The sequence below is a fragment of the Oceanispirochaeta sp. genome (genome assembly GCF_027859075.1).
Classification (GTDB): Bacteria; Spirochaetota; Spirochaetia; order DSM-2461; family DSM-2461; genus Oceanispirochaeta.
In genome coordinates, this window is sequence record NZ_JAQIBL010000128.1 from 38,566 (window position 1) to 50,249 (window position 11,684).

The window sequence follows — 11,684 nt, forward strand, 5'->3', positions numbered from 1 at the left end:
AAATCAGTTTCTAATGACAGCCTGAGCGGCAGCCAGTCTTGCAATGGGTACTCTGTAGGGAGAACAGGATACGACATTGAGTCCGGTTCTATAACAGAAATCGATGGAATCCGGATCACCGCCGTGTTCACCACAGATACTGGTTTTCAGATCGGCCTTAGTTGATCGTCCTCTCTGAACCCCCAGTTCCACCAGAAGTCCAACACCGTGCTGATCAAGGGTCTGGAATGGATCGGCTTTGAGAATCTTTTTGTTAATATACTCAGGGACGAATGTCCCTACATCATCTCTTGAATACCCGAAGGTCATCTGAGTCAGGTCGTTGGTTCCAAAGGAGAAGTAATCTGCATATTTGGCGATATCTTCCGCTGTCAGAGCCGCTCTTGGTATTTCAATCATGGTTCCAATCTGGTATTCCACGGTCGTACCTGTCTCTTTAAACACGAAGTTTAGAACTTTCTCGGCATTTTCTCGCAGAGGAACAAATTCCTTATATGTTCCGATAAGAGGAATCATTATTTCTGGAAGAACTTTTATCCCTTCTTTCTGAACCTTGACGGCTGCTCGGGCAATAGCCTCGACCTGCATGTCGTAAATCTCCGGATAAGTAATTCCAAGACGGCAGCCTCTATGCCCCAGCATAGGATTCTGTTCTTCCAGAGAGTTCAATCTGATCTGTAGATCTTCTTTGCTGATTCCAATGATGTCTGCCAGCTCGGCTATGTCTCTTTTTGAACGGGGTACAAACTCATGCAATGGAGGGTCGAGGAGTCTGATATTGACAGGAAGACCGTCCATGGACCTGAAGATTCCTTCAAAGTCAGCAATCTGGAGGGGCATGATCTTTTTCAGAGACTCGATTCGCTTCTCTTTACTGTCGGCAACAATCATGATTCTGAAGGATTTAAGCTTTTCTTCATCAAAGAACATATGCTCTGTACGGCATAGGCCGATTCCTTCGGCACCGAATTCCCGCCCCTTCAGCGCATCCGCAGGTAAATCCGCATTTGTTCTGATGCCGAAACCGTCTGCTACACCCTTTCTCCTGGCTGATTTTCTGACTTCATCTGTCCAGAGCAGAAACTCATTGAGATTTCTGGATAGTTCGGGCTGAATAAGATCAATAACTCCTTCATATACGAGTCCATCCGTACCATCAAGAGAGCACCAGTTACCCTCTTTGAAAATCTTTGTCCCGACAGTCATGGTTTTTGTTTCTTCATTGATGATGAGTTCTTTACAACCGGCTACACAGGGTGTTCCCATTCCACGGGCGACGACGGCAGCATGAGAGGTCATCCCCCCGGTGGATGTCAGGATTCCCTGAGCTACATTCATACCACCAATATCTTCGGGAGATGTCTCTTTTCTGACAAGAATAACCTGCTCCCCTTTCAGGAACCAAGCTTCTGCTTCTTCCGCAGTAAAAACAATCTTACCACAGGCAGCACCGGGTGAAGCATTGAGTCCTTTGGCTATAGGCTTAATTTCTTTCATAGCTTTCGGATCAATCATAGGGTGCAAGAGCTGGTCCAGCTGTGACGATGTTACCCTCATGATCGCTTCCTTTTTGTCGATCATCTTTTCTTTGACCAGATCTACTGCAATCTGAACTGCGGCTTGACCGGTTCTTTTACCATTTCTGGTCTGAAGTATATACAGTTTCCCATCCTGGATTGTAAATTCCATATCCTGCATATCTTTATAATGATTTTCAAGTTTATCCTTGATTTCAACAAGCTCTGCATAGACGGCAGGGCTACCACTTTGAAGAGTGCTGAGTTTTTCCGGAGTTCTGATCCCGGCAACAACATCTTCGCCCTGGGCATTCATAAGGTATTCACCGTAAAAATAATTTTCACCGGAAGATGGATCCCTTGAAAAACAGACTCCCGTTCCGGAAGTATCTCCAAAGTTACCAAATACCATAGACTGGACATTCACAGCCGTTCCCTTGAGACCTTCTATCTTGTTGATGGCCCGGTATTTATCGGCCCGCTCATTTTTCCAGGAACCGAAAACAGCATCAATAGCGGCCCAGAGTTGAACCTTGGGGTCCTGGGGAAATGGTTCCTTCACAGCATCCTTATAGACAGAAAGATAACGGGACACCACTTTTTTCAGGTCAGCTGCATCGAGTTCATTATCGTTTTCAACGCCTTTATCTCTTTTAATTGAATCGAGAGCACCTTCGAAGGCATGATGGGGAACTCCTTTTACGACGTCCCCGAACATCTGAATAAATCGTCTGTACGCATCCCAGGCAAATCTTTCATTCCCTGATCGGGCGGCCAGGCCTTCTACTGCTTTTTCAGTCAATCCAAGATTCAGGACCGTATCCATCATACCCGGCATGGAAATAGCGGCACCGGAACGAACGGAGACAAGAAGCGGATTATCATGATCACCCAGTTTCATACCCATCTGGGCTTCCAGTTTCTTGAGGTGTTGTTCCACTTCTTTAACTATGTAATCGGGATAGGCTTTATTGTTTTCATAATAGAGTTCACATGCATCGGTTGAGATAGTGAAACCAGGAGGGACGGGAATTCCTAGATTTGTCATTTCTGCCAGGTTGGCACCCTTTCCCCCCAGGGTATCTTTCATTTCCGATTTTCCTTCTGCGGATCCTCCACCAAAAAAGTAAACAAATTTTTCTTGACTCATACTGTCCCTCTTAACGACTAAATTTTCAATTAACACGGATAATCCATATTAACTTACCAAATGTTAATTCCGGTCTGAAAAACTGTCAAGGAAATATGAGAGGTGAATTCCAAATAAGCTATACAGACGTATAGCTTATTCTACTCGATCGAAAACATAACACTAATCAGGCGTATAGCTGTCACTAGGAGGAGACTATACAATTGTTAAGGTCAGGCAACGTAAGCTTTCAGAAACTGAATTCTGGAGGGATGCTGTAGTCTGGTAATGGCTTTTTTCTCGATCTGTCTGATTCTTTCTTTAGTCAAACCGTAGTGATCTCCAATTTCTTTGAGAGAAAGAGGCTTTATACCATTCAAACCAAATCTTTTTTCTAGTATTTCTGATTCTTTAGGAGTCAGAGTAGAAAGAACACTGTTGATATCTTCAGACAATAATATATCCATGACCAGATTATCCGGAGTTTTGTATTGATCATCTTCAATAAAATCACCTAAGACACTGTCTTCACTGTGGGTCGGTGATTCAAGAGAGACAAGGTCTCTCGAAATGTTCATCAATTTTTTGACATCATCCACATGGATCCCTACATTATTTGAAATTTCTTCTGCATCGGGATCTTCTCCATTTATCTTGGTCAATTCCTTACGGACTTTTTCAATCTGGACCAGCTCGTTGGCCCGATTCAAGGGGAGTCTGATCATTCTGGATTTTTCATACACAGCTTTAAGAATAGATTGTCTGATCCACCATACAGCATAGGATATGAAATGATATCCTTTTTCTGGATCATACTTTTCGATAGCATTGATTAAACCAATATTACCTTCGCTGATAAGATCATCCAGAGGGAGTCCCTGATTCTGATATTTCTTGGAAACATTAACAACAAAACGCAGATTGGACCGCACGAGTCTGTCTTTGGCAATCTGATCACCTTTAACAGCTTTTCTTGCAATATCATCTTCTTCTTCCCTGGTTAAAAGAGGAATTTTATTTATTTCTTTCAGGTATATTGAAAGAATATTTTCATCATCGTTGTATTTTGTATAGGCCATTGAGGTCCTCCTGCCTATATAAGTACAAATACCGTGCCAAAATTCAGGACTATCCCACTATTAAATATAATTGATTACTATAAAAGAAATTATTAATATTAAATCTTATTTTTAATGACTGATAGAAATTTAAAATGAAGAACCTTGAGTCAGCCTGACCCAGACATGGTTTAAAAGCCTTTTTATGTGTCAGAATGAACCATTTAATAGATCTTTGAGGGTATTGATGCCTCCACAGCACTCTCTATAGGGTCTACCACTACCACAGAAACAGTCATCATCAGACCGCAATTTTCTTTTTTTTGTAAAATCGATGCATATGAGTGACTCCTCGTCGGCAACAAAATAAGGAAAAACAAGAGTTTGATGATAAAAAGTATTTATTTTATCATCTGTATCCATATGACCCACTTGGGGGGATTCACTTATATTCTTCCAATACTCCCCTATAATCTGAAGGATGACATCTTTTTCTGCTTCTGAGCAAAAACGCTTCTGAGTTTTTCGTTTGAGGTATCGCTCTACCTGAATGGCGATAAAAGCCTGATGGTCATCTTCCCGGCTGTTCTTCTGGCGGGGCATTCCATAGGGATTCATTTCGTAAAGAGATTGTTCATCTTTATTATTTTTTTGCCGGGCAACCATGTTTTGAAAATAATAATTTAATTAAAAGGAAGCAAATAAAATAAGAAAATTCGACAGTCCTGTTTTCATAGTCCTTTTTTCTTGACCCCCCTATCCAGAATCCGTATATTATCAGATGAATAACTTTTAAATTAATTGAGAGGATCTATCATGACAATTAAACCCTTAGGAGATCGTGTACTGCTGAAAGTAGTTGAAGCAGAAACCAAAACTGCCTCTGGTCTGTATATTCCTGAAACTGCTCAGGAAAAGACTCAGACTGCAACCGTTGTGGCCATTGGTGACGATAAGGAGCTGATCACTGTGAAAGCAGGTGACAAGGTAATGTATGACAAGTACGCAGGAACAATAATCAGCATTAATGATGTGGATCACCTCATCATTAAAATGCAGGATATCATTGCAATTGTAGAATAATTCTTCTTATGCAAAAACAGAAAAAGCTGCTCGTAATGAGCAGCTTTTTTCATTTTAAGGAATTGAAGACGACTACTTCAGGCCTTTGAGAGCCTTCACATACTGTAGTCTCTGATAGTATTTTCGTTCTTCATCATCATCCATGCTGAGCAGACTGAAAAAATCTGAAATTTTAACAAACTCTTTTCGATCCATCCATTCTTCGGTTTGCTGAATCATTTCTGTTAGAAATGATATACCATGTTTATATAAGACTGAGCAGATCTGAACGGTATTGGCTCCTGCCAGTATAAGCTTAATGGCCGATTCAGCTGTATGTATCCCGGTTGTCGCTGAAAAATCACAATCGATCAGATCTGAAAGAATACCAGTCCAGCGCAAAACAACTCCGTATTCATCCTCTGATGAAAGAGGGTTTCCATTCTTGAACTCAATCTTTTCAATATCTATATCAGGCCTGTAAAAACGGTTGAATAATACAATAGCCGAAGCGCCGGCCCGTCTGATTTTATTCGTAATTTCAGGAAGAGATGAGAAGGAGGAACCGATTTTAACGGAAACAGGAATATTGACTGCCTTCACTGCCTTTTTGACGATGCTGATGATCTGTTTTTCCACATCCTCGGTGCTGTTTTTTACCGATACGGGAACAAGAGCAATGTTCAATTCCAGACCATGAGCACCCATTTTCTCAATCCGCTGTGCATAATCGAGCCACCATTCATCAGAATAACAATTCAAGCTGGCGATCACTGGTATATTTACAGCCTTGACGGACTGTTCTACTAATTCCAGATAGGCATCAGGATGCTGTAGCATTCCCAGATGGGTAATATATTCCATGGCTTCGGGGTGAGTGGCATAGGTATCCAGCGAACCATCCTTTTGGGCGGCATTGGCAATATCTTCTTCAAAGAGGGATTTTAAAATAACTGCTCCAGCACCGGCTTGTTCTGCTTTGATCACCTTTTCTACAGAATCTGTGAGTCCGGAACTGGAAACGATGAAGGGATTCTTCAATTCCAGCCCCATATAAGTTGTACGTAAATCAGCCATTCGCTACTCCTTCTAATAAAACTATAAAACATTTTCTGTTATACATATATGAAATTCTCCAAATCCTCAAGGACTGAAGCAAATCTCTTTTTTGAAACAATGGTTTCCGGAAGAGATCTTAAGAATACAATTCCGTAATTTTTTGATACGATCCGTGAATCCATGACAATAACCGCGCCACGATCTGTGGTTCTTCTCATCAATCTTCCAAAACCCTGTCTGAACTTCATTACAGCCTCTGGGAGAGAGAGTTCGCGAAAGGCATTCCCTCCCCTTTTCACCACAGCCTCCAGCCGCGCCTGATAGACCGGATCCGTGGGAACCCTGAAGGGAAGACGGCAGATGATGACCATTCTCAATGACTCGCCGGGCGTATCCACACCTTCCCAGAAAGAATCCGTTGCAAAGAGAACACTCCCCGTATCTTCTCCAAACCTTTTAAGCAGTCGGGCTCTGTCTTCAAATCCCTGACGGAGGAGATTTATCTCTGGCAGTGACCATTCATCCAGCAGGATTTCATAACAATATTTAAGAAGTTCATAGGAAGTAAACAGAACAAGTGCACGCCCTTCGTTGCATTCCAGTAACTGTTTGATGGAAGTAACCAGTGCCTTCCTGTATTCTCCTGATGAAGGATCCGGCATATCCTCGGGCAGTCCCAGCAAAACATTTTCCTTGTAGGGGAAAGGGGACTCAAACTGCCTGGTAACAAGTCTCTCCTGAAGTTGATCCTGCAATCCCATTCTTCTCTGCCAGTATATAAAACTTTTGTCCATCGTCAAAGTAGCAGATGTAAATACGATGGTACTGTAAGAGTCATAGATACCGGTTTTCATCCATCCTGAGATATCAAGGGGTGTAATGATGAAGCGGACATAGGAGTTCCCGTCCCGAATTTTTTTTTCAAGCCAGAATACAACCTCCTCTTCTTCTGCATCAAACTGGCTGAATTTATTCAGAAATGTTGAATATTGATTCAGACGGTTAATGATCATTTTAAATTCGAGAACTACAGTGTTTTCCAGATCTTCTTCCGGGAGAAGATCATACCATCGGTTTAATGCCTGAATAAGTTCTGCCAGTTTTTCCCTTGTCTGCAGTAAGGGTTCTCTTATTTTCCTGACATAATCAGGATGACTGTTATCCTGAAGACGGACTGAAGATTCCTCAGGGAAAAAATCGAAGGCCAGGGCATCCAGAATTTCCGCCTGGGATCTCAAATTTCTGATCATCTCCGAATACAGAATGCCAGCAGGGGGAGGGATCAGTTTCTCCATGCGAACTAATATCCCCAGGGAGCGTCCCTTTTTCTGCAAATACAAACGTTTGAGGTATTTGAGAAGCTGAAGTCTGTTATATTCGCTCGAAAAATAACTTGTGGCACTTTTTTCAATATTATGGGCTTCATCAAATATCACCTTATGGAAGGACGGCAGTATAGCAGCTCCTTCAAATCCCATGCCACTGATCCGCAGCGAAAGATCGGCGAAGAAAAGATGGTGATTCACCACCAGAACACCAGCTGCAGCAGCTTCTCTTCTGGACTTCATGACGAAACACTGCTCAAAATGTCTGCACCTGGCTCCAAAACAGGCATCAGGGTCGCTGCAGACCTTTGACCAGACTTCTTCGGGGGGGACAAAAGGGAGTTCCGTGACAGAACCATCTCTTGAATTTTCACCCCACTCTTTAATCTGGAGCAGAAAATCATCCTTTTCACGGAACAGAGAATTCTCATCCAGTGCATCCTGAAGGCGACTCTTACACAGGTAATTCCTTCTGCCTTTCACCAGAACTGCTTTTACATCGGTTCCGCAGAGTTTTTGGGCTAAAGGCAGGTCTTTTTCCATAATCTGCTGCTGCAGGTTGATGGTTGCCGTCGAGATAACGACCCGCTGCTCATTAATATAGGCCCATTTTAAAGCAGGAATAAGATATGAAAAAGATTTTCCAACACCAGTACCCGCTTCGGCAACTATAATTTTTTCTTCGTTGAAGCCCTTACTGATGGTATTCAGCAGATGGATCTGACAGGGTCGTTCCTCATAATAGGGATCAATATCATAAAGCGGTCCTCCTGGAGAAAGAAGGGAATCCAGCTCTGAAACATCCAGAAGAACTTCCGGGGTATACAATACCGGTTCCACAACCACATAAACAGCATCCACTGTATTATTGACAATAAAGAAACCTATTCCCTGATTCCCCAGCATGGAAGCCTGAGCTAGATCGGCATCACTGGGTCTGAGTATTCCCGACGGATGGTTATGAATAATCACATCCCCTTTTTCCATTTGACCAGCTATGGCAGGAACAGCCGATTCATGTCCTCTGGCAACAACCGTGACATGGGAGACGATTTTATCCTCATCAATTTTTGCTACCCATAGGACTTCAGATCCTTGACTCTCATCAATATCAGACAGCATTATTAAACGGATATTCTCAATAAATCGGCCGGTTAAATCGGTCTGCTTCATATGTTTTGCTCCGGTAATGTGAAAAAGTACCTGGTTCCCTGAGTTTAAACCAGAATCAGTTTAAAAAAAATTATGTGTTGAGTCTCTCTGCTTTTCCGACCTATTCATGAATACTAAGTATAGCAGATGAAACTGGCCGATGGCAGGCCTATTACAGAATCAAACTGATCTGATTTGTTGACAAAACGGCCCTAAATGTATATTTTTCAACTAAAATTAAAGATTTATACAGATATTAGAAATGATAAAAAGGAAGACATTATGATTGTTATGAAATTCGGAGGCACTTCTGTTCAGGATAATATTTGGATAGATAAGGCTCTCAATATAGCCGAGGCTCAACTTGATAAAGCACCGGTTCTTGTTTCCTCAGCCATGGGAAAAACAACAGATTGCATCCTGGAACTTATTAATCTTGCAGAATCTGGAAAAATGGCAGATTCGGTTCCTCCCTTTGAAGAGTTAAAGAGTATTCATCTTCTCACGGCCTACTCCTTTCTAAGCGGTGAGAATTTAAAAAACTGTGAAACTAAATTGAATACTCTGTTTAATGATTTTATTTCCTTTCTCAAGGGTCTGTCTTTACTCAGAGAATGCTCCAGCCGAAGTCAGGATGCCCTTCTGTCCTTCGGGGAAAGGCTCTCAACAACTATCATCAACCACCGAGCTCTGGAAAGAAATATGGTAGCCAGATTTCTGGATGCACGGGAGTTTATGCTTACCGATGAAAACTTCGGTGCAGCATCCCCATTAATGGATATAATAGACGACAGGATAAGAGAAAGAGTCATTCCTGAAGCCGGAGTCCTTTTAGTGACTCAGGGTTTTATAGGGTCCACCCAGGGGGGGGTCACCACGACACTGGGCCGGGGAGGCAGCGACTATTCAGCAGCCATCATCGCGTCGGCACTCTCAGCGGATGAAATTCAGATATGGACAGACGTTAACGGTATCATGAGTTCTGATCCCCGCACGGTTAAAGGAGTTAAGACCATCCAATCCATAAGCTATAGAGAAGCCGGGGAGCTGGCCTATTTTGGTGCCAAAGTGGTCCACCCGGCAACCATTCAACCGGCGGTTGGGAACAAGATTCCTGTTCTGGTAAAAAATACTGGAAACCCCGAACACCCCGGGACAAGAATAGAGCATATTCTTACAGGTACAGGACTGAAGGCCATTGCCGCAAAAAAAGAAATCACTCTGATTAATATCAGCTCTTCCAAGATGCTCAATGCCTATGGATTTCTCAGCAGAATCTTCGCCATTTTTGAGAAATACAAGACTCCTGTTGATTTAATATCTACCTCAGAAGTGTCAGTTTCCATAACCATTGAAAATACCCAGGATTTGGAATCAATCATCAAAGAGATCAGCCTTATAGCGAGTATATCCGTGGAGCATGATAAGAGTATTATTTGTATGGTGGGACAGGATCTTTGGAAAGACTCCCGTTTTATATCCAGGGTATTTGCAATTTTGGAAGAGACTCCCGTGAGAATGATCTCCCTGGGGTCCTCAGATATCAATTTATCCGTTGTTGTTCCCCAGGAAAAAGCGGATTCTGCCATACAAAAACTGCATGATTCTTTCCTGAGCTGATAAATTCAATAAAAAAAGGCTGCTCTCCTCACAACAGGGGGCAGCCATTTTATTTATTGTCAGAGTTGTATTTACAAATTCTTAAGATACTTTTTCATGATTTTAGCACAATTGTTTTTCTGCATTTTAACAATTGTCATTTCCCGGCGTGCATTTTCTTCTGAATCTGATGCATGAGCCGTATTGACCATCACATCATGACCGAATTCTCTTCTAATCGTTCCACCGGGAGCCTTTGTCGGATCTGTCGGTCCCAGGACATCCCTGATTTTAATGACCGCATTCACTCCTTCATAGATAAGAACCATGCATTTGACTTTACCAGGTTGTTCCAGTTCATCCTGGGGGCACTTATCCGGTCTGGTGCCGGACATGAACTCAATTATTTTATAAAACTGATCCGTAGCATATTCAACACCAAAACTGTCCTGAAGAGTTTTATCCAGAGAAATGGATAGGGGCAGGTTAAACTCTTTTTCAAGCACGACTTTGGCTCTTGCTCCGATCATGGGTCCCAGCTTTGAAATAAGGGCATCTTTAACGGGCCCGTAGAATTCAAGGGCTTCGGAAACACTCATCTGATATTTTTTGCATGCGATCAGCCGGAGACCAGTTCTGCTGAACATATCGATGATGGTGCCAGGTCGGGAACTGGCATACTTCCAGTTATCTGGTTTGATAATAACCAGAGTCCGTTCCACCGCCTGATTATCAGGATATACCATATTTTCTACAATATTGGGCTCATTCTCTATAAAAGGCGCGAATATTTTCATATTTTCAATGGCCGTCCGCTGACTGCGGGGGGTCATCACGGCAGGTTCAAAATAGATGATTTTACCCTCTTGATCCTTTTCCAGATCCGCATAGGTATCTCTAATTGTTTCACCCGTTATGGATTCAATACTCCTGTTTTCAGGATAGAGTGCTCCCGCAATATCAGAGAGTTTTTTGCAGGCATCGTCTCCCTGAAAAAGAAGCATCATGACTCTATGGCGGCGACCGTTTGTGGGAGTAAATGTCTTGAGGACAAAATCACTCAGCAATCTTGCACTGGCTGAACTTGTGGCAACTGATTGCTTATATAAGGATGCGGCATAGGCATCAGCCAGTTCCTGAGAGGGAGCAAATATCTGAGTACCAACCAATTCCAGATCAATTCTTGATAGGAGTCTTGAAAGAACACCCCCTGTTCTGGACTTTGCAATAGTATAAGGTGTGATTAAAATATAGGACAGTTCTTGGGACATTTGTTCTTTCTTTACCTTTAAATAATATAATAATGCCTAATGTAACAGCGTTATGCTCTGAGGTCAACATTGATTTATGAATCAAACTTATTTATATTCCTATATATGAATAAGAAATTGTATTTATTTTTAATATTTCTGATCTGCGGTCTTGCTCCATTATTTTCCCAGATCAGTCTTCCCGGACAAAGCGGACCACCCGACCCGGAACTGATTATGACCTTGGACAAGGAGACTTATAGACCTGGAGAAAAAGCCGTTATATCGGTGGAGTTTCTCTTTCCGGAAGATTATCATCAGACTTTTGATCCGGTGAATTTTCGCCTGGAAGGGCTGGTTTCAAATTCAATACTCTTCGGCTCCACCCTCTATTCTGAAGGAGTATTGGATGAAGCTGAGATTGTCCAATACTATGGAAACGCAGTACTACGGCTGGAAATGATGATTTCTGAAACAGCTCCCGCCGGTCAATTGACAGGAGCTGTCAACGCACATTTTCAATTGTGTGATGA

9 protein-coding genes are annotated in these 11,684 nt (G+C 42.4%); 3 read left to right on the top strand and 6 right to left on the bottom strand.

Annotated features, from left to right (window positions below; genetic code table 11):
• Window positions 1-3 precede the first annotated feature (3 nt).
• From ppdK to PF479_RS07420, 3 genes are all read right to left on the bottom strand, one after another.
• On the bottom strand, window positions 4-2,667 hold the full coding sequence (gene ppdK, locus PF479_RS07410) for a pyruvate, phosphate dikinase (RefSeq protein ID WP_298004309.1): 2,664 nt from the start codon (window positions 2,665-2,667) through the stop codon (window positions 4-6).
• Window positions 2,668-2,879: 212 nt separating this feature from the next.
• Window positions 2,880-3,725 carry an RNA polymerase sigma factor RpoD/SigA gene (locus PF479_RS07415; RefSeq protein WP_298004312.1) on the bottom strand — a complete coding sequence of 282 codons (846 nt, stop codon included), beginning with the start codon at window positions 3,723-3,725 and terminating at the stop codon, window positions 2,880-2,882.
• 189 nt (window positions 3,726-3,914) lie between these two features.
• Window positions 3,915-4,370 (bottom strand): SEC-C domain-containing protein, encoded by a 456-nt coding sequence (locus tag PF479_RS07420; protein ID WP_298004315.1) that lies wholly within the window; start codon window positions 4,368-4,370, stop codon window positions 3,915-3,917.
• Between the two features lie 150 nt (window positions 4,371-4,520).
• On the opposite strand from PF479_RS07420, the gene PF479_RS07425 reads away from it, so the two are divergent.
• Window positions 4,521-4,787 (top strand): co-chaperone GroES, encoded by a 267-nt coding sequence (locus PF479_RS07425; protein ID WP_298004318.1) that lies wholly within the window; start codon window positions 4,521-4,523, stop codon window positions 4,785-4,787.
• Window positions 4,788-4,859: 72 nt separating this feature from the next.
• Here PF479_RS07425 and PF479_RS07430 read toward each other — a convergent pair whose 3' ends face one another.
• Both PF479_RS07430 and PF479_RS07435 read right to left on the bottom strand, forming a co-directional pair.
• Complete coding sequence (locus tag PF479_RS07430; RefSeq protein WP_298004321.1) at window positions 4,860-5,843, bottom strand: dihydroorotate dehydrogenase-like protein; 984 nt, start codon at window positions 5,841-5,843, stop codon at window positions 4,860-4,862.
• Between the two features lie 38 nt (window positions 5,844-5,881).
• Window positions 5,882-8,323 (bottom strand): helicase C-terminal domain-containing protein, encoded by a 2,442-nt coding sequence (locus tag PF479_RS07435; protein ID WP_298004324.1) that lies wholly within the window; start codon window positions 8,321-8,323, stop codon window positions 5,882-5,884.
• 261 nt (window positions 8,324-8,584) lie between these two features.
• On the opposite strand from PF479_RS07435, the gene PF479_RS07440 reads away from it, so the two are divergent.
• Window positions 8,585-9,922, top strand: a complete 1,338-nt coding sequence (locus tag PF479_RS07440; RefSeq protein ID WP_298004327.1) for an aspartate kinase — start codon at window positions 8,585-8,587, stop codon at window positions 9,920-9,922.
• Between the two features lie 71 nt (window positions 9,923-9,993).
• Here PF479_RS07440 and PF479_RS07445 read toward each other — a convergent pair whose 3' ends face one another.
• Complete coding sequence (locus PF479_RS07445) at window positions 9,994-11,172, bottom strand: nucleoside-diphosphate kinase (RefSeq protein ID WP_298004330.1); 1,179 nt, start codon at window positions 11,170-11,172, stop codon at window positions 9,994-9,996.
• A gap of 117 nt (window positions 11,173-11,289) precedes the next feature.
• Here PF479_RS07445 and PF479_RS07450 point away from each other — a divergent pair.
• A partial coding sequence (locus tag PF479_RS07450; protein WP_298004333.1) for a hypothetical protein occupies window positions 11,290-11,684 on the top strand: 395 nt, incomplete at its 3' end.

Coding starts and splice junctions, on each gene's coding strand:
- PF479_RS07435 (WP_298004324.1), bottom strand. CDS start 8,323: ATGAAGCAGACCGATTTAACCGGCCGATTTATTGAGAATATCCGTTTA.
- PF479_RS07420 (WP_298004315.1), bottom strand. CDS start 4,370: ATGGTTGCCCGGCAAAAAAATAATAAAGATGAACAATCTCTTTACGAA.
- PF479_RS07445 (WP_298004330.1), bottom strand. CDS start 11,172: ATGTCCCAAGAACTGTCCTATATTTTAATCACACCTTATACTATTGCA.
- ppdK (WP_298004309.1), bottom strand. CDS start 2,667: ATGAGTCAAGAAAAATTTGTTTACTTTTTTGGTGGAGGATCCGCAGAA.
- PF479_RS07440 (WP_298004327.1), top strand. CDS start 8,585: ATGATTGTTATGAAATTCGGAGGCACTTCTGTTCAGGATAATATTTGG.
- PF479_RS07415 (WP_298004312.1), bottom strand. CDS start 3,725: ATGGCCTATACAAAATACAACGATGATGAAAATATTCTTTCAATATAC.
- PF479_RS07430 (WP_298004321.1), bottom strand. CDS start 5,843: ATGGCTGATTTACGTACAACTTATATGGGGCTGGAATTGAAGAATCCC.
- PF479_RS07425 (WP_298004318.1), top strand. CDS start 4,521: ATGACAATTAAACCCTTAGGAGATCGTGTACTGCTGAAAGTAGTTGAA.